Here is an 18,893-nt window from a genome sequence, read left to right on the forward strand (position 1 = left end):
TGAATTGGAAGCAATCTCAGCGCCGGCGCCCCATCCACAGCCGCGCGGCCCCGTCCAGCAGCAGCGCCAGGCAGGCGCCGGCCAGCGCGCCGCTCAGGTGGGCGGCGCTCACCACGTTGAAGCCCCAGCTGCTGTCGAAGGCCACCGGCACCGCCCAGCCGCGCTCCAGCGCCAGCTTGACCGCCAGCCCGCCGCTGAGCAGCAGGCCCAGCCAGCGCGTGGCCGGCGCGGCCAGGGCGCGCACGGCCAGCACGCCGGCCGCCGCGTGCACCGTGCCCGACAGGCCCCAGTAGCCGGCCACCTGCGGCCAGTGCTGCAGCCCCAGCGTGCCCAGCGGCCAGGCCAGCAGCAGCGCCAGCGCGTCGCGCGGCGGGGCGCCCAGGGCGCGGCCCAGCACGGCCAGCGCGCCCAGCGCCAGCGCGTTGCCCAGCGCGTGCGGCAGGACGAAGTGCACCAGCGGCGCGGTCCACAGCGTCCATGGCGCGGCGGGCCACTGGTCGGCGCGCCAGATCCAGCGCGCCAGCGCCGGGCCGCTGGTGGCGGTGAGGATGGCGAGCAGCCCGGCCGCGCCCAGCAGCAGGCAGGTGGCGGGCCAGCAGGCGCGGCGCATGTCAGGCGGCCCCGGGCGCGGCGTGCGGCGCGCTGGCGCGGCCGCGCCACTGCCGGCCGATCCACTGCGACAGGTCGTCCACGTAGGTGAACACCGCCGGGATCACCAGCAGGCTGAGGAAGGTGGAGGTGATCAGCCCGCCGATCACCGCCACCGCCATGGGCGAGCGGAAGCTCGGGTCGGCCGCGCCCCAGCCGATGGCGATGGGCAGCATGCCCGCGCCCATGGCCATGGTGGTCATGATGATGGGGCGGGCCCGCTTGTGGCAGGCGTCCATCAGGGCCTCGAAGCGCGGCAGGCCGCGCTCGCGCCGCGCCAGGATGGCGTATTCGACCAGCAGGATGGAGTTCTTGGTGGCCACGCCCATCAGCATGATGAGGCCGATGAGCGAGGGCATCGAGAACGCCTGCCGCGCCAGCAGCAGCGCCACGAAGGCGCCGCCCAGCGACAGCGGCAGCGCCGCCAGGATGGTGACCGGGTGCAGCACGTGGTGGAACAGCAGCACCAGCACCAGGTAGATGCACAGGATGCCGGTGAGCATCGCCAGGCCGAAGCCGACGAACAGCTCGCCCATCACCTCGGCGTCGCCCACCTCCACCACGCGCACGCCGGCCGGCAGGGCCTTGACCGCCGGCAGCTCCTTGGCGGCGGCGGCCACCTCGCCCAGCGGCTGGCCGGACAGCTCGACCTCCAGCGTGACGTTGCGCGCGCGGTCGTAGCGGTTGATGACGGCCGGGCCGCCGCTGTAGGCCAGGCGCGCCACCTGGCCCAGCGGCACCGGCCCCCTGGCGCCGGGCACGTGCAGGTGCGCTAGGGTGTCCAGGTCGCGCCGCGCACTGTCCTGCAGCTTGACGACGATGGGGATCTGGCGCTGCGGCAGGTTGAGCTTGGGCAGTTGCGCGTCGTAGTCGCCCAGCGTGGCCACGCGCAGCGTGTCGGCGATGGCGCTGCTGGTCACGCCCAGATCGGCGGCGCGGGCGAAGTCGGGGGTGACGGCGATCTCCGGCCGCACCAGGCTGGCGGTGCTGGTGATGCTGCCCAGGCCGGGCAGGGTGCGCAGCTCGCTCTCCACCGCGCGCGCGGCGGCGCCCAGGGCCTGCGGGTCCTCGCCCTGCAGCACCAGCAGGTACTTCTCGCCCGAGCCGCCCAGGCCGACCTTGCTGCGCACGCCGGGCAGATCGGCCAGCAGGCGACGCAGGTCGGCCTCGATGGGCTGCTTCTTGGGCCGCGCGCCGCGCCCGGCCAGCTGAACGGTGAGCGTGGCCTTGCGCACGTCGCCGGTGCCGCCGCCGGCGAACGGGTCGCCCCCGGCCGCGCCGCCGCCGATGGTGGTGTAGACGCTCCTGACGTATTCGTTGCCCGCCAGCCGCGCGCGCGCCTGCTCGGCCACGCGGCGGGTTTGCGCCAGGGTGGTGCCGGGCGGCAACTCCAGGTACACCTGGGTCTGCGAGTTGTCGTCGGGCGGGATGAAGCCCGTGGGCAGCAGCGGCACCAGCGCGATCGAGCCGGCGAAGAACGCCAGCGCGCCCAGCAGCGTCAGCCCGCGGTGGCGCACGCACCAGGCGGCCCAGCGGCCGTAGACGCGCAGCCAGCGCGGGTCCTCCTGGCCGCCGACGATCGGCTTGATCAGGTAGGCCGCCATCATGGGCGTGAGCAGGCGCGCCACCACCAGCGAGGCCAGCACCGCCAGCGACGCCGTCCAGCCGAACTGCTTGAAGAACTTGCCCACCACGCCGCTCATGAAGGCCGTGGGCAGGAACACCGCGATCAGCGTGAAGGTGGTGGCGATCACCGCCAGGCCGATCTCGTCGGCCGCCTCCATCGCGGCCTGGTAAGGCGTCTTGCCCATGCGCAGGTGGCGCACGATGTTCTCGACCTCGACGATGGCGTCGTCCACCAGGATGCCGACCACCAGCGACAGCGCCAGCAACGTCACGGTGTTGACCGAGAAGCCGAAGGCGTACATGCCGATCAGCGCCGGCAGCACCGACATCGGCAGCGCCACCGCCGCGACGAAGGTGGCGCGCCCGTTGCGCAGGAACAGCCACACCACCAGCACCGCCAGCAGCGCGCCCTCGCCCAGCATCTTCAGCGAGGCGTGGTATTCCTCCTCGGCCGGGGTAACGAAGTCGAACGCCTCGGTCATCGTCAGGTCGGGCCGCGCGGCGCGCATCCCGGCCAGCGCGGCGCGCACGCCGGCGCCCACCTCCACCTCGCTGGCGCCGCGCGAGCGCGCCACCTCGAAGCCGACCACCGGCCGCCCGTCCAGCAGCGCGGCCGAGCGCGGCTCGGCCACGGTGTCGCTGACCTCGGCCACCTGGTCCAGGCGCAGGTGGCGCCCGTCGGCCAGGGCGATGGGCAGCGCGCGCAACTCCTGCGCCGAGCGCACCGTGGCCAGCGTGCGCACCGGCTGCTCGCCGCTGCCCAGGTCCACCCGGCCGCCGGCGCTCTCCAGCTGCACCGCGCGCAACTGGCGCGACACCTGCGCCGCCGTCACGCCCAGCGCCTGCAGGCGCGCCGGGTCCAGCGCCACGTGCACCTGGCGGTCCACCCCGCCCACGCGGTTGACCGCGCCCACGCCGGGCACGGCCAGCAGGCGGCGGGCGATGTCGTTGTCCACGAACCAGGACAGCGCCGCGTCGTCCATGCGCGGCGAGGCCACGGTGTAGGCCAGCACCGGCTGGCCGGCGAAGTCCAGCTTGCTGACGATGGGGTCGCGCAGGTCGGTGGGCAGGTCGGCGCGCACGCGCGAGACGGCCGAGCGCACGTCGTCCACCGCCTCCTGGATCGGCTTTTCCAGCCGGAACTCCACCATCAGCGTCACCGCGCCATCGACGATGGTGGTGGTGATGTGCTTGAGGCCCTGCACCGAGGCCAGGCTGTTCTCCAGCTTGCGCGCGACCTCGTTCTCCAGTTGGCCGGGCGTGGCGCCCGGCAGCGCGGCGGTGACGTTGACCATGGGCAGGTCGATGTCCGGGAAGCTCTGCACCTTCATCTGGTGGAAGGAGAACAGCCCGCCCAGCGTCAGCAGCAGAAACAGCATCAGCGAGGGCACCGGGTTGCGGATCGACCAGGCGGAGAAGTTCATGGCGCGGCGCTCCGTTTGCTATCTACTTGGTAGCTGATGGCGCAGAATCGGCGCTGGCTGGAGGCTTATTTTGCTCTGAATCCTCGACCACGCGCACGACGTCGCCGTCGTTGAGGAAGGCCGCGCCGCGCACCGCCACGCGCGCGTTCGCGTCCAGCCCGCGCGTGACCTCGATGCGCTCGCCCGCCAGCCGGCCGGTGTCCACGCGCGTCAGGCGCACGCGGTCGCCGTCGTGCAGCGCCAGCACGTGGGCGAAGCCGTCGCGCATCACCACCGCCTCCTGGGGCACCGTCAGGGCCTCGTCCTGGCCCAGTTGCACGCGCCCGCGCGCGAACATGCCCGCGCGCGCCAGCGAGCCGGCCGGCAGGTCGACGTAGACCAGGGCGTAGCGCGTGCGCGCGTCCACCGTCGGCGCCACCTGGCGCACCGCGCCGGCCACCTGCGGCGCGGGCGCGTCGGGCGGGCCGGGCAGCTCCACCGCCACCGGCTGGCCGGGCTGGATCAGCGTCAGCTGCTCGGCCATCACCTCGGCGCGCCACTCCAGCCGGCCGCGCCGCACCAGGCGGAACAGCTCGGCGCCCTGCTGCACCACCTGGCCGACGGTGGCCGTGCGCGCCGAGATCACGCCCGCGTCCGGCGCCAGCACCTGCGTGTTGCGCACGCGGATGGCCTGGCTGGCCAGCACCGCGCGCGCCGCCTCGGCGCGGGCGCGCGCGGTCTTCTCGGCCGTCAGGTACTGCTGGATCTGCTGCTGGCTCAGCGCGCCGCGGCCCTCCACGGCGCGGGCGCGCGCGGCGTTGCCGGCGGCCTCGGCCAGCGCCGCCTCGGCCTCGGCCAGGCTGGCGCGCGCCTGCGCCTGGTCCTGCTGCACCGGCGCGGGGTCGAAGGTGGCCAGCACCTGGCCCTTGGCCACCACGTCGCCCACGCTGGCGCGCACGTCGGCCAGCCGCAGGCCGGCCGCGTCGGTGCCCACGCTGGCCTCCTGCCACGCGGCGATGTCGCCATTGGCCGCGATCTCGCGCGGCAGGCTCTGGCGCCGGGGCCGCGCCGCCGTCACCGTGAGCGCCGGGCGCGGCGCGCTGGCCGCCGCTTGCGGACCGGACGCGGCGCCCGCCGGCGCGCCGCCGTCCCTGGCGCCGCAGGCGGCGAGCAACAGGACGGTGGCGAGGGCGGGAATCGAACGGGCAGCGGTCATGGATGTCTTTCGGGTTCTTCAACGGGCGCCTGCCAGCCGCCACCAGCCGCGCGGTAGAGGGCGACGCTGGCCGCCCGCTGCTCGTGCAGCAACTGGCTCAGCGCCATGTCCGCCGCCAGCAGGTTGCGGCGCGCTTCCTCCAGTTGCGGCAGGCTGGCCATGCCCTGGCGGTACAGCGCCTGGGTGGCGTCGAAGGACTGCCGGTAGCCGTCCACCGCCCGGCGCGCGTCGGCCTCGCGCGACCGCGCCGAGGCGCCCTGCGCCAGCGCCGTCTCGACCTCGCGCACCGCCTCGCGCACCTGGGCCTGGTAGCGGGCCACGGCCTCGTCGTGGCGGGCGCGGGCGGCGGCCTGGCCGGCGGCGAGCCGGCCGCCGTCGAACAGCGGCAGCGCCAGTTGCAGCGGCCCGAAGGACCAGGTGCTGAAGTCCTGCGAGACGCCGCCGGCGCGCAGCCGCAGCGCGCCGATGCTGCCGGCCAGGCTCAGCGCCGGCCAGCGCGCGGCGTCGGCCGACGCGATCTCGGCCCGCGCGGCCAGCACCTCGCGCTCGGCGGCCCACACGTCGGGGCGCTGGCGCAGCGTGTCGGCGGGCAGGGTTGCTATATTAAAAATAGCTGATGGCGTAGATTCTGCGCTGGCTGGAGCCATTTTTTTCTCCAGATCAGGCTCGGGCAGGCCGGGCAGGCCGGTCAGCGCCACCAGCGCCTTGCGCCGCACGGCGCAGTCGCCGGCCTGCTGCGCGGCGCGGGCGCGGCCGTCGGCGGCGCTGGCCTCGGCCAGGGCGGCGGTGGCGGGTGCGGTGAAGCCTGCATCGCGGCTGATGAGGGCCAGGCGCGCGGTCTCGCCGCGTGAATCGGCGTCTTGCCGCGCCGTGCGCAGCAGCGCCTGGCACAGGCGCAGGCCGTGGTAGCCGGCCGCCACGTCGGCCACCAGCGACACGCGCGCCAGGTGCGCCAGCGCCCCGGCGCCCTCGGCGCGCGCCCGGGCGGCCTCGACCAGCGCGCGCTGGCGGCCAAACAAGTCGATCTCCCAGCCGGCCTGCAGGCCGGCCTGCAGCGTGGTCACGGCGCCACCGGCGCCAGCGGTGTTGCCCCGGCTGGCGCTGGCGGCGGCGTCCAGGCGCGGCAGCAGGCCGGCACGCTCGGCATCCGCCTGCGCGCGCGCCTGCGCCTGGCGCGCCTGGGCGGCGGCCAGGTCGGGGTGGCCCGCCAGCGCGGCGTCGATCAGCGCGGCCAGCGTCTCGTCGCCCGCCGCGCGCCACCAGTCGGCCAGCCGCGCCGTGCTGCCCGCGTGCGGCAGCGGCGCCTGCCAAGCGGCGGGGGCGAGCCGCGCCAGCGGCGGCGGCTCGGCCGGGCGCGGCGCGGCGCAGCCGGCCAGCAGGCTGGCACAGGCCAGCGCGGTGGCTCGCGCGAGGTGGAGGAGCGGTGAGGGGCGAGGGGCGGTCCGCATGGCGGCAGGGCGTGAACGCGCCATTGTGCCGTCAGCCGACGCGCCCCCTTGCGTCTGTTCTACCGATCGCGGGGACGCGGCTCACGCCAGCGCCTGGCCGAGGCGGCGCAGCATCGCCGCGCCATCGCCCTGCCAGGCGCTGCCGTGCATGCAGGCCAGTACGCGGGGCTGCAGCGCGGCGAGCTTTTCGATCAGCCGCGGCGCGTCACGGCTGTGCGAGAAGTAGTCCTCCACCTGCCGGAAGGCTTCGCTCGGCCCCAGGATGTCGCCCTCGGTCAGTGGCACCTCGCCCGTGCCCGGCTGGGTGAACAGGTCGCCACAGAACAGCGTGCCCGTGGTCTGGTCGAACAGGTAGCCGCATTCCCAGCCGTGCGGCAGATGCGGCGTGGACTGCCACTGCAGCCGGTGGCGGCCGGTGTCCAGGATCTGCCCGTCCTCCAGCGCCAGCGGCTCGGCATCGACCATGTCGCGGACCGAGGTCATGGCCGCGACGCGGCTGCACACCGGGCGCGCGCCGGGCGCGGCGGCCAGGAATTCGGGCAGGCTGCCGCACTCGTCGCCCTCGAAGTGGGAGAACGCAACATGGCGCAGGCGTTCGACCGGCATGACTTTCTCGATCTGCGCGCGGACCAGCTCGAACAGGCTCCGCGGCCCGGTGTGGAACAGCAGTGGCTGTTCGTCCACCAGCAGGTACTGGTTGAAGGAGAAGCCGCCCGGCATCAGGTGCGGAAGGGCGACGCTGATGCGCCAGGTGTCGGGCGCGATCGGGTGGATGGAGGCTCGGGGTTGGGTGGCCATGGCGGGCTCCTTTCAGGCGGGATGAGTGAAAGCAGGGAAGTGGATCACTGCGGAAACCGAACCACCGGCCCGGTGACGGTGCCGCCGGGCGGCACGTAGGCGGGCGCCGGCGCGCCGGCCGCGCCCAGCGAGCGCGTGTAGGCGTAGATGGCCTTCAGGTCCCTGTCGCTCATGGCGCGCACGTTGAACCAGGGCATGGGCGGGCGCGGCTCCATGCGGCGGGCGTGCCGCAGCCATTGCTGCTCGCTCATGCCGGCCAGCAGCAGACGCAGGTTGGTGGCGTAGGTGGTGCCCCAGGGGCCGCTCCAGCCCAGCGCATCGCCTGTGAGCCAGAGTTTTTCACTGACCTGGCCGTTGTTCGGGCCATAGCCGGGCGTGTGGCAATCGTTGCAGCCGGCGGTCTGGATCAGGTAGCGGCCACGCTGCAGCGGGGTCATCGGGGGTTTGGCCAGCGCGGCGGCGGCTCCGCCCAGCAGCCAGAAGGCGGCCAGGGCTTTGGCGGTGAAGGTCGACATGGGCTATCTCCTGAGGGTTGGGGTCATCGGTCGGGCGGCAGCGCGGCATGCACCAGCGCACGGATCGCGAAGCGCCGCACCTTGCGCGCCTGCGCTTCGTTCAGCTCCAGCACGTCCTTGAGCACCACCATGGCCTCCGGGCCCATGACCAGCGCCAGCGCGTGCTGCAGGGTCTTCAACGCTGCCGGGCCGATGCGCGCCTGCACGGGTTCCAGCGCGGCCTCGATCAGCGGTGTGCGCCGGTTCTGCCGCGCGGGCACGTGCGCGTCGGCTTCACCGCGTGCGCGGCGCTCCAGCGACTGCGCCAGCATCATGCGCACCGGAACCTCGTTGGTCAGGGTCATGGCGGTCAAGGCTTCGTCCACGCGCGCCAGCCGCGTGACGGGATCGGCCGACGACGACAGGCCTGCCAGGATCTGGTCGGCCCGCGGCGTGTCCATGTCGATCTGCGCTTCCAGGTACAGGGCCTCCAGCTTCGGGAAATAGCGGTAGGCCGTGGCGCGCGAAATCATCGCCCGGCGGGCGACTTCCTCCAGGGACGGCCGCTCGCCCTGGCGCATGCATTCGGCCGCCGCCTGCAGCAGGGCTTGCCGGGTGCGCAGCTTCTGGCGCTGGCGCGGCGTGGATGGCGTGGTCATGCGCCGGCCCCGGGCGAAGGCAACTGCCGCAGCACGGCGGCCAGGTCGATCCAGACGTTTTCGCGGCTGATCCGGCCTTCGTCGGAGAACTCGATCACGTGCAGCAGGCGGAACTGCAGCGGCCGCCCCCCACCGTGCAGGCCGAAAGGCGATCCGGGCGCGGTGCCGCTCCATGCCGAGTCGTCCACCATGAAGTCGCGGCCGTACAACCGGCGCAGCGACCGCACCTGGCCATCGGCCAGGTCGGAGAACAGCGTCTCGTAGAACGGCCGCGCGCCTTCGCGGCCCTGGCTGGGGCCGCCGGGCCAGCCGACCACGTCGTGTTCAGCCTGATCGGTCAGCGTCGCCAGGACGCCCGCGACATCGTCGCGCGCCTCGAAGCCAAAGTGTTCGTCAAGCTTGCGGTCCATTTCCGCCGGTGTGAGTGGCATGGCATCTCCTTTCACCGAGGTTTATCTGAGACTAAATTCTCATTAAGAGAAATTTATCTCATAATTTCTCGCGACGCAATACCCGCCTCCGGATTCGCCGGGAAGCGTGGATACCCGCCTGCGGCGGGCGCGGGCGGACAAGGCTTGGGTGAAGGATGAGAGGCGTGCTCGCGGCATCCCTCGCGGGGTCGCGGGGCGTCACGATGCTGTCCGGATGACGCCGGCCAGGCCGCGTCCGCGATGTCGGCGACGCCGGCCGCTCAGCCGAAAACCGCCTGCCACAGCGCCAGGATCGCCCGCCGCTCGGCATCCAGCGTGGCGGGCTCCACCTGGGTGGGCTGCTCGTCCAGCCGCGCGCGGTGCTGCACGCGGCGCAGCGTGCGGTAGGCGTCGGCGCCGGCCTGGCCCACGCCGGGCGGCAGCATGCCGGCCGCCTCGGCGCGCGCCAGCAGGGCGATGTTGCCCAGGTTGGGCTCCAGCGCCGGGTGGCGGGCGCTGTGCGCCAGCACCAGGTACTGGGTGACGAACTCGGCATCGACCATGCCGCCGGGGCTGTGCTTGACGTCGAACAGCCCGCCGCGCACCGGGTGCGCGGCGCGCATGCGCTCGCGCATGGCGACGATTTCCTCGCGCAGCGCGGCGTGGTCGCGCGGCGCGGTCATGACGGCGTGGCGCACGGCGTCGAAGCGCTGCTCCATGGGCGACGCCGCCGGCGCGTTCGTTCCGGGCAGCGTGGGAGGAATCATCCGCGCTCTGGTCATGGCCTGGTGCTCCCAGGTCCAGGCGGTATTGCTGCCCCGGTTCTCCTGGTAGTCGGCGTAGGCGTCGAAGCCGGTGACGAGCAGGCCGGAGCTGCCGTTGGGACGCAGGGCGGTGTCGATCTCGAACAGGTCGCCCTCGCCGGTCTTGAGGGTGAGCCAGGTGATCAGCTTGCGCACGAAGGCAGCGTAGATCTCGGGGGCGCGCTCGTCCTCGTCGTCGAAGACGAAGACGATGTCCAGGTCGCTGCCGTAGCCCAGCTCCTTGCCGCCCAGCTTGCCGTAGCCGATGATGCCGAAGCGCGGCTCATCGCGGTGCCGGCGGCGCACCAGCGGCCAGCACCAGCGCGTGGTGACGCGCAGGATGGCGTCGGCCAGGGCCGACAGGTCGTCGGCCACCTGCTCGACGGTGATGCGCTCCTCCACGTCGCGCACCAGGGTGCGGAACACTTCGGCGTGGTGCGCGCGGCGCAGCAGGTTGAGCAGGTTCTCCTCGTCGTCCTCGCCAGTGCGCGCCAGGGCGACGCGGCGGTCTTCCAGCTCTTGCTCCAGCGTGGCGGCGTCGAAGCGGTCGCCCAGCAGGCTAGGGCTGGCCAATTCGTCGATGACGCCGGGGTGGCGCACCAGGTAGCGCGCGGGCCAGCGCGCGGCGCCCAGCACGCGCAGCAGCCGCTCGTGCACGGCCGGGCGCTCCAGCAGCAGGGCCAGGTAGCTCTCGCGCCGCAGCAGCGGCTCGACCCAGTCGATGAAGCGCAGCACGGCGGCCTCGGTGACGCGGCCGTCGTTCAGCCATTCGGCGGTGCGCGCCGTCAGGCGCAGCAGGCGCTGGCGCGCCTCGTCGCGCAGCGCCTGCACGCGCGGGTGCTCGCGCCAGGCGGCCAGTTGCTCGCGCACGGGGGCGCTTTGCAGCAGCTCGATCACGGCCTCCAGCTCGGGCGCGGCGCCGGCGGGGGCGTTCTTGCCCTTGCCGCAGCCCTTGCAGGGGGTGGCGCCGCCCAGCAGGCGGTCGAACTCCTGCGCCACCAGCTCGCGGTGCGCGTCCAGCTCGCACAGGAAGGGGCAGGCGCCGGGGTAGCCCAGGGTGCGGGCCAGCCAGTCGAGGTCGGCGTCCTGGGTGGGCAGCAGGTGGGTCTGCTGGTCGTCCAGGTACTGGATGCGGTGCTCGACCCGGCGCAGGAAGACGTAGGCGCGGGCCAGCGCGTCGGCCGTCTCCCGCGGCATCAGGCCGGCGCGCGCCACGCGCTGCAGGGCCTCCAGCGTGGGGCGGGTGCGCAGCTCGGGAAACTGGCCACCGCGCACCACCTGCAGCAGTTGCACGGTGAACTCGATCTCGCGGATGCCGCCGCGCGACAGCTTGACGTCGTTGGCGCGCTCGGGCCGGCCGGCGCTGCGTTTGCTGGCGTGGTCGCGGATCTGCTGGTGCAGCGTGCGCAGCGACTCGAACACGTTGTAGTCGAGGTACTTGCGGAACACGAAGGGCAGCACCACGCCGCGCAGCGCCTGGGCCGAGCCGTCGGCGATGTCGGCGCGCGGGGCAATGGCGCGGCTCTTCATCCAGGCGAAGCGCTCCCACTCGCGGCCCTGCACCAGCAGGTATTCCTCCAGCGCGTCGAGCGAGCAGACGGTGGGGCCGGAATTGCCGTTGGGCCGCAGCGCCAGGTCGACGCGGAAGACGAAGCCGTGCTCGGTGGTGTCGCCGACCAGGCCATAGATCAGCTTGACGGCGCGGGTGAAGTACTCCTGCACCGTGACCTGGCCGCCGCCACCCTCGCGACCGGTGGTCTCGCCGTCCTCGTCGTAGACGTAGATCAGGTCGATGTCGCTGGACACGTTCAGCTCGCGCGCGCCCAGCTTGCCCATGCCGATGACCCACATCCGGGCGCGCTGGCCGCTCTCGGCCATCGGCGCGCCGTGGCGCTCGTCGAGTTGGCGGAAGGCCTGCGCGCAGGCGGCGTCGAGCGCCAGCTCGGCCAGCTCGGTGACGGCGTGGGTGACGGTCTCCAGCGGCGCGCCCTGCTCGCAGTCCAGCACCACCAGCCGCTCCATGACCAACTGGCGCAGGATGCGCAACGCGGCGCCGGTGTCGTGGCCGCGCTGGCCCAGTTGCGCCAGGCAGGCTTCCATGGTTTCGCGCATGGGGGGGCCAGCGGCCAGCAGGGGCAACTCGTCCTCGTAGCGGCGCCGCAGGCGCTGCACCAGGCGCGAATGGCCGGCCAGGCCGGTTAACAAAGCTTCACGGTTGGCGGAAGAGCCTGGCGCATCGCCGCGGGTCATAATTTCTTTCCATGTCTCCGCAGGCCCCGCGGGCCTGTCTTCACCGCCCCGCCGGAACGCCATTGATCCAGTCCTCGATCAGAGTTGCCGCCATCGCGATGCGCTGGGCGTCGCGCGTGGCGGTGGCACTGGTGCTGCTGGCGATCCTGGCCTGGGCGGCCCTGCATTGGGTCATTGTGCCGCGAATCGACCAGTTCCGTCCCCGGCTGGAAACCCTGGCCTCGCGCGCCCTGGCCACCTCGGTGACCATCGGCGCGCTGCGGGCCGAATCGAATGGTCTCGTCCCCGCCGTGTCGCTGCACGACCTGCGCGTGCATGACCCTGCCGGGCACGCAGGCTTGCTGGTGCCGCGCACGCTGGTGGCCTTCTCGGTGGCCTCGCTGCTGCAGGGCGGCGTGGAGCAGTTGGTCATCGACCAGCCGGTGCTGGAGGTGCGCCGCACCGCGCAGGGCCGGCTGCTGGTCGGCGGCATCGACCTGTCGGGCGACGCGGCGGGCGACACCCAGGTGGCGGACTGGATTTTCTCGCAGGAAGAGATCCTGGTGCGCGGCGGCAGCGTGCGCTGGGTGGACGAGCAGCGCGGCGCGCCGCCGGTGGGCCTGACCCAGGTGGACGTGGTGCTGCGCAACGGCCTGCGGCGCCACCAGATGCGGCTGGACGCGACGCCCGAGGCCGCCTGGGGCGAGCGCTTCACCCTCATCGGCCAGTTCCGCCAGCCCCTGCTGTCGCGCCACGCCGGCCAGTGGCGCGGCTGGGACGGGCAGGTCTACGCCGAGCTGCCCCGCTTCGACGCGGCGCAGTGGCGCCAGGCGGTGGACTTCCAGGCCCACTGGGGCGTGGACCTGCGCGGCGGCCGGGGCGCGCTGCGCCTGTGGGCCGACGTGCGCCGGGGCCGGCCGGCCGGCGCCACCGCCGACCTCGCGCTGGGCGGCGTCGCCGTCACGCTGGCGCCGGGGCTGGAGCCGCTGGGCTTCGCCTCGCTGCAGGGGCGGCTGGGCTGGCGCGGGCAGGACGGCGGCATGGGCGTGAGCACGCGCGACCTGCAATTCGTCGATGCCGACGGCCTGGCCTGGCCGGGCGGCAACGTCGAGTTCAGCTACCGCGACGGCGAGGGCGGGAAGCCGGCCGGCGGCGAGCTGCGCGGCGACCGGCTCGACCTGGCCGCGCTGGCCAAGATCGCCCAGCGCCTGCCCCTGCCGGCCGAGGCGCGCGAGCGGCTGCGGGCGCACCCCCTGGCGGGCCTGGTCGAACGCCTGGAGGCGCGCTGGGACGGCGCGCTGGAAGCGCCGCGCGACTGGCGCGTGCAGGCCCGCGTGTCGGCCCTGGCGATCGGCGCCCAGGCCGCGCCGCCCGGCCCCGGCGGCAAGCCGGCGGCGGGCGTTCCGGGCATCGAGGGCGCCGCGCTCGACCTGGACGCCGCGCCGACCGGCGGCCGCGCCACGCTGGCCATCCGGGACGGGGCGCTGGCGTTTCCTGGCGTGTTCGAGGAGCCGCGCATCCCGCTGGCCGCGCTGTCGGCGCGCGCGCAGTGGCGCGTGCAGGGCGAGCGCGTCGAGCTGGACGTGGACGAGCTGACGCTCGCCAACGCCGACGCCACGGGGGTATTCAAGGCGCGCTGGCACACGGGCGATGCCGGCGGCGCCCGCTTTCCAGGCGTGCTCGACCTGCAGGGCGCGTTCGGCCGCGCCAACGGCGCCCGCGTGTACCGCTACCTGCCCCTGGGCGTCGTGCCCCAGGAGGCGCGCGACTACGTGCGCGACGCCATCCAGAAGGGCGACGCGCGCGACGTGGTGGTGCGCATCCGGGGCGACCTGCGGCAGGTGCCCTTCAACCTGCCCGGCGAGGTGGGCGAGTTCCGCTTCGGCGGCCAGGTGAGCGGCGTCACCCTGGCCTACGTGCCGCGCCGCGTGCAGCCCGAGAGCGAGCCGCCCTGGCCGGCGCTGGAGGATCTGTCGGGCGAGCTGGTTTTCGAGCGCGCCAGCATGCGCGTGCGCGGCGCCAAGGCACGGGTGCAGGGCCATCCGGGGTGGCGCTTCGCCGCCATCCAGGCCGACATCGCCGACCTGGACCGCACCCGCGTGGTGGTCGAGGCCGAGGGGCAGGGCCCGCTGGCGGCGGCGCTCGGCATCGTGCGGCAGTCGCCCGCGGCGCAGCTCACCCGGCACGCGCTCGACGACGCCAGCGCCACCGGCGAGGCCGGCCTGCGGCTGCGGCTCGACCTGCCGATCGCCCGCCTGGCGCAGTCCAAGGTGCAGGGCCGCGTCGCGCTGCAGGGCAACGACCTGCGCCTGAGCGCCGGCACGCCGCTGCTGGCGCAGGCGCGGGGCGCGGTCACTTTCTCCGACGCCGGCTTCGCGATCCAGGACGCGCGGGTGCGGCTGCTGGGCGGCGAGGCGCGCGTGAGCGGCGGCACCCCGCCGGCCGACGCCAGCGAGACGGCCGAGGTGCTGGTGCGCGCCAGCGGCACCGCCACCGCCGAGGGCCTGCGCCAGATGACGGACTGGGGGCCGGTGGCGGCCATCGCGCGGCAGGCCGGTGGCAGCGCGGCTTACGAGGCGGTGATCGGCTTTCGCGGCAGCGCGCCCGACGTGGTGGTCACCAGCGACCTGCGCGGCCTTGCGGTCGACCTGCCCGCGCCGCTGGCCAAGCCGGCGGAGGCCGCCTGGCCGCTGCGCTTCGAGCTGCGCCCGCAGCCGGCGTCCGGCGGGGCGGCGAAGCGCGAACGCTTGCGCCTCACCGTGGCCGACGTGCTGGCGCTGGACTACGAGCTCGATCCCGCCACCGCGCCGGCCCACGTGCTGCGCGGCGCCGTGGCCGTTGGCGCGCCCGCCGTGCAGGCGCACGCGCTGCCGGCCAGCGGCGTGCTGGCGCGCGTGCACCTGCCCCGGCTGGAAGTCGAGCCCTGGGAAGAGGCCGCCCGGCGCCTGTCCGGCGCGCCGCAGGACGCCGCGGCCAGCCCGCCGGCGGGCATCGGCGAGGGCTACGTGCCCGGCGCCTGGTCGGTGCGCGTGGACGAATTGCGCATCGATGAGCGCACCCTGCACGACGTGGCCGCCACCGGCACGCGCGAGGGCACGGCCTGGCGCGCCGACGTGCAGGCGCGCGAGCTGGCCGGCCGCATCGAGTACGCCGAGGGCGCCGAGGGGCGCGCCGGCCAGGTCCGCGCGCGGCTGGCGCGGCTCAGCATCCCGGCCGGCGGCGCGAACGAGAGCACCCTGGCCGAGCCGCCGGCCCGCATCCCGGCGCTGGACGTGGTGGTGGAGGACTTCGAGCTGCGCGGCAAGAAGCTCGGCCGGCTGGAGGTGCAGGCCGTCAACCGCGACGTGGCGCCCCCCCGCCCGGGCGCCGACGGCGTGCAGGAATGGCACCTGTCACGGCTGGCGCTGGCCATGCCCGAGGCCAGCTTCAGCGCCAGCGGCCGGTGGGCGGCCGCGCCCCGCGCGCCCGCGCTGCCGGCCGGCCCGCGCGCGCCGCGCGCCGAGGGCGACCCGCGCCGCACGGCGCTCGACTTCAGGCTCGACATCCGCGACGCCGGCGCGCTGCTGGCGCGGCTGGACATGCCCGGCGTGCTGCTGCGCGGCAAGGGCCAGATCGACGGCCGCCTCGGCTGGGCCGGCTCGCCGCTGTCGCCGCACTACCCCAGCATGGACGGCCTGCTGCACGTGGACGTGGGCGCGGGCCAGTTCCTCAAGGCCGAGCCTGGCATCGCCAAGCTGCTGGGCGTGCTCAGCCTGCAGGCGCTGCCGCGGCGGCTGACGCTGGACTTCCGCGACCTGTTCAGCGCCGGCTTCGCGTTCGACTTCGTGCGCGGCGACGTGGACGTGCGCCGCGGCGTGGCGCACACCAACAACCTGCGGATGAAGGGCGTGAACGCTGCCGTGCTGATGGACGGCAGCGCCGATATCGACCACGAGACACAGCAGTTGCGCGTGCTGGTGGTGCCCGAGATCGACGCCGGCACGGCGGCGCTGGTGGCCACCGCCATCAACCCGGCCATCGGTATCGGCGCCTTCCTGGCGCAGCTCGTGCTCCAGCGGCCGCTGGTGCAGGCGGCCACGCGCGAGTTCCACGTCGGCGGCACCTGGGACAATCCGCGGATCACCCCTGTCGATCCCAGGGCGGGCCGCGCCTCCGAGGCACCGGCCGCCGCCGAGGCGAAGCCGTGAGGGACCTGCCATGAAAGTCGCCGCCATCCAGATGACCTCCTGCACGCAGGTGGAGCACAACCTGCGCGCCGCCCACGCCCTGCTGGCCGAAGCCGCCGGCGGCGGCGCCGAGCTGGCGGTGCTGCCCGAGTACTTCTGCGCCATGGGCCGGCGCGACACCGACAAGCTGGCGCTGCAGGAGCCGCTGGGCGAGGGCCCCATCCAGGACTGGCTGGCCGCCACCGCGCGCGAGCTCGGGCTGTGGCTCGTCGGCGGCACGCTGCCGCTGGCCTGCGCGCCGCGCGACCCGGCGTCGCACCGCCGCAGTGCCGGGCCGCCCCAAGCGAAGGCGGCGGCCCCCTCGGGGGGCAGCGCAGCACGCGAAGCGGCGGAGCGTGGGGGCAAATGTCGCAATGCTTCGCTGGCTTTCGCGCCCACGGGCGAGTGCGTGGCGTGCTACGACAAGATCCACCTGTTCAAGTTCGACGATGGCAGCCGGGTCTACGACGAGGCAGCGGTGCTGGCGCGCGGCAGCCGGCCGGTCGGCTTCGACCTGCCCTCGCGCGACGGCCACCGCTGGCGCGTCGGCCTGAGCGTCTGCTACGACCTGCGCTTTCCCGAGCTGTACCGCGCCTACGCCGCCGAGGGCGCCGACCTGCTGCTGGTGCCCAGCGCCTTCACCCACGTCACCGGCCAGGCGCACTGGGAAGTGCTGCTGCGCGCCCGCGCGATCGAGAACCTGTGCGGCGTGGTCGCCGCGGCGCAGGGCGGCGAGCACGAGAACGGCCGCCGCACCTGGGGCCACAGCATGGTCGTCGATGCCTGGGGCCAGGTGCTGGCCGTGCAGGCCGAAGGGCCCGGCGTGGTGCTGGCCGATCTCGACCCGGCGGCCCTGGCCGCGCGGCGCGGCCAGTTGCCGGCGCTCGACCACCGCCGGCTATGAGCGCATTCAGCCTGCACGGCCTGCGCCCGGCCGCGCTCGCGCGCCTGCGCGCGCTGCGCCACGCCGGGCGGCGCTGGCGGCTGTGGGGCGTGCTGCTGCTGGTGGTGGGTGTGATGCTGGCGGTGCTGGTCTGGCTGGCGCGCAACCACGAGATCGACGAGGTGCAGCGCGTGCTCGACCGCGACAACGCCGACGCCGCGCAGGTTCTGCGCCAGGGCCTGGCGCGCCGGCTGCAGGACCTGCACGGCCTGGCCAGCACGTCCACCAGCGCCGAGGACTGGACGCCGGCCGCCCTGGCGCTGCTGGATCGCCACCGCGACTGGCTGCGGCTGGAGTGGCGCGACGCCGCGCTGCGCCCCCTCGCCGCCATCGACAGCCCCTACTACCCCGCCTTCCTGGGCGACGACTCGGCGTCCCACGCCATGCCCGAGCAGGAAGTGGCCGAGACCTGCGCCGCCGCGCGCAAGCTGGGCGGCGCGGCCTACGCCGACAGCCGCTTCGCCCGCCGGGCTGGCGGTGTGGGCGAGGAGGTGATGGAGCTGTGCATGGTCGTCCAGCAGGGCCAGCGCCTGCTGGGCTACATGCTGGTCACGTACTCGCTGGGCGGCCTGCTCGACGCCATGCTGGCGCCCGCCTACACGCAGCGCCAGAGCGTGGCCTTCACCCAGTTGGACGGCACGCGCCTGGCCGTGCACGGCGGCGCGCGGCGCGGCGCGCGGCTGTTCGTGTCGCAGCACGTGTTCGACCTGCCGGGCAACGCCCTGGTGCTGCGCATGGAGGGCGGCCGCCAGACGCCCGACGTGCTGCCCAACGTGATGACGGCGCTGGTCACCGGCCTGTCGATCGCGCTGGTGACGGTGCTGGTGCTGCTGGCGCGCGACTTCCGCCGCCGCCAGCAGGCCGAGGCCGAGCTGGCCGAGGCGCTGGCCTTCCGCAAGGCGATGGAGAACTCGCTGGTCACCGGCCTGCGCGCGCGCGACCTGCAGGGGCGCATCACCTACGTCAACCCGGCCTTTTGCGCCATGGTGGGCTTCGAACCCGACGAGCTGGTCGGCCAGAGCGTGCCGTCGCCGTACTGGCCGCCCGAGCACGCGCACGAGTACGGCCAGCGCCAGGCGGTGCGGCTGGCCGGCGACGCGCCGCCGCGCGAGGGGATGGAATCGGTCTTCATGCGCAAGGACGGCACCCGCTTTCCGGTGCTGATCATCGAGGCGCCGCTGATCAGCACGCTGGGCAAGCACAGCGGCTGGATGGGCGCGGTGCTCGACCTGACGGCGCAGCGCCGCGCCGAGGAGCTGTCGCGCGCCAGCCAGGAGCGCCTGCAGGCCACGGCTCGGCTGGCCACCGTGGGCGAGATGGCCTCGCTGATGAGCCACGAGCTGAATCAGCCGCTGGCCGCCATCGCCAGTTACGCCACCGGTTCGCTCAACCTGCTGCGCGACGACGACGCTCCGCCGCCGGGCGCCACGCTGGCCGACGTGCGCACCGCGCTGGCGCGCATCGCCGAGCAGGCCGGGCGCGCCGGCAAGGTCATCAATAGCGTGCACGACCTGGTGCGCCGGCGCGCCTCCACGCGGCAGGCCGTGGCGCCGCGGGCGCTGATCGAAGCCGTGCTGCCCCTGGTGCAGCTGCAGGCGCGCAAGCTGGGCATCACCGTGCGCGTGCACTGCCCCGACACGCTGCCCCGTGCCTGGTGCGAGCACACCATGATCGAGCAGGTGCTGCTGAACCTGGCGCGCAACGGCATGCAGGCCATGGCCGAGGTGCCGGGGCCGCGCGTGCTGACGCTGAGGGTCGGCGCGGCGCCGGCGCCGCACCGCCCGCAACTGCGCTTCACCGTCGCCGACACCGGCGAGGGCATCGGCGAGGAGGTGGGGCGCCAGCTCTTCACGCCCTTCTTCACCACCAAGGCCGAGGGCATGGGCCTGGGCCTGTCGCTGTGCCGCACGGTGATCGAGCAGCACGGCGGCGCGCTGGCCTACGCGCCGCAGGCGCCGCGCGGCACGGTGTTCAGCTTCACATTGGCGATCGCGGCATGACCCGCCCCCGT

The 18,893-nt window shown here is 74.4% G+C and carries 12 protein-coding genes; 3 read left to right on the plus strand and 9 right to left on the minus strand.

Annotated elements, in window-relative coordinates; genetic code table 11:
* Positions 1-16: 16 nt before the first annotated feature.
* The 9 genes from IPG65_RS05915 to glnE form a co-directional block, all read right to left on the minus strand.
* On the minus strand, positions 17-610 hold the full coding sequence (locus IPG65_RS05915; protein WP_293188327.1) for a rhomboid family intramembrane serine protease: 594 nt from the start codon (positions 608-610) through the stop codon (positions 17-19).
* Between the two features lies 1 nt (position 611).
* The gene (locus tag IPG65_RS05920) at positions 612-3,698 is read right to left on the minus strand and encodes an efflux RND transporter permease subunit (protein ID WP_293188328.1); all 3,087 of its coding nucleotides are present in this window, start codon (positions 3,696-3,698) and stop codon (positions 612-614) included.
* 22 nt (positions 3,699-3,720) lie between these two features.
* Positions 3,721-4,893, minus strand: a complete 1,173-nt coding sequence (locus IPG65_RS05925) for an efflux RND transporter periplasmic adaptor subunit (protein WP_293188329.1) — start codon at positions 4,891-4,893, stop codon at positions 3,721-3,723.
* Positions 4,890-6,341: an efflux transporter outer membrane subunit gene (locus IPG65_RS05930; RefSeq protein WP_293188330.1), complete on the minus strand. Its 1,452-nt coding sequence runs from the start codon at positions 6,339-6,341 to the stop codon at positions 4,890-4,892. The genes IPG65_RS05925 and IPG65_RS05930 overlap by 4 nt, the downstream gene beginning before the upstream one ends.
* 81 nt (positions 6,342-6,422) lie before the next feature.
* A complete protein-coding gene (locus IPG65_RS05935) occupies positions 6,423-7,139 on the minus strand; it encodes an FprA family A-type flavoprotein (protein WP_293188331.1) in 717 nt (238 codons plus the stop codon).
* 44 nt (positions 7,140-7,183) lie between these two features.
* The gene (locus tag IPG65_RS05940; protein WP_293188332.1) at positions 7,184-7,654 is read right to left on the minus strand and encodes a c-type cytochrome; all 471 of its coding nucleotides are present in this window, start codon (positions 7,652-7,654) and stop codon (positions 7,184-7,186) included.
* Between the two features lie 23 nt (positions 7,655-7,677).
* On the minus strand, positions 7,678-8,292 hold the full coding sequence (locus IPG65_RS05945; RefSeq protein ID WP_293188333.1) for a TetR/AcrR family transcriptional regulator: 615 nt from the start codon (positions 8,290-8,292) through the stop codon (positions 7,678-7,680).
* Positions 8,289-8,723, minus strand: coding sequence for an ester cyclase (locus IPG65_RS05950; RefSeq protein WP_293188334.1), 435 nt, complete (start codon positions 8,721-8,723; stop codon positions 8,289-8,291). The genes IPG65_RS05945 and IPG65_RS05950 overlap by 4 nt, the downstream gene beginning before the upstream one ends.
* Before the next feature lie 260 nt (positions 8,724-8,983).
* Positions 8,984-11,755, minus strand: a complete 2,772-nt coding sequence (glnE, locus tag IPG65_RS05955) for a bifunctional [glutamate--ammonia ligase]-adenylyl-L-tyrosine phosphorylase/[glutamate--ammonia-ligase] adenylyltransferase (RefSeq protein ID WP_293188335.1) — start codon at positions 11,753-11,755, stop codon at positions 8,984-8,986.
* A 62-nt stretch (positions 11,756-11,817) separates the two neighbouring features.
* Here glnE and IPG65_RS05960 point away from each other — a divergent pair, with 62 nt between their 5' ends.
* From IPG65_RS05960 to IPG65_RS05970, 3 genes are read left to right on the plus strand one after another with little or no spacing between them, the layout of a single operon-like run.
* Positions 11,818-15,921 carry a YhdP family protein gene (locus IPG65_RS05960; RefSeq protein WP_293188336.1) on the plus strand — a complete coding sequence of 1,368 codons (4,104 nt, stop codon included), beginning with the start codon at positions 11,818-11,820 and terminating at the stop codon, positions 15,919-15,921.
* Between the two features lie 10 nt (positions 15,922-15,931).
* The gene (locus tag IPG65_RS05965; protein ID WP_293188337.1) at positions 15,932-16,843 is read left to right on the plus strand and encodes a carbon-nitrogen hydrolase family protein; all 912 of its coding nucleotides are present in this window, start codon (positions 15,932-15,934) and stop codon (positions 16,841-16,843) included.
* Positions 16,840-18,882, plus strand: coding sequence for a sensor histidine kinase (locus IPG65_RS05970; protein ID WP_293188338.1), 2,043 nt, complete (start codon positions 16,840-16,842; stop codon positions 18,880-18,882). Before IPG65_RS05965 ends, IPG65_RS05970 begins: the two co-directional genes overlap by 4 nt.
* Positions 18,883-18,893: the final 11 nt, after the last annotated feature.

Origin of the sequence: Ottowia sp., from assembly GCF_016703145.1 — a bacterium.
In the GTDB taxonomy this organism is placed as follows: Bacteria; Pseudomonadota; Gammaproteobacteria; order Burkholderiales; family Burkholderiaceae_C; genus Ottowia.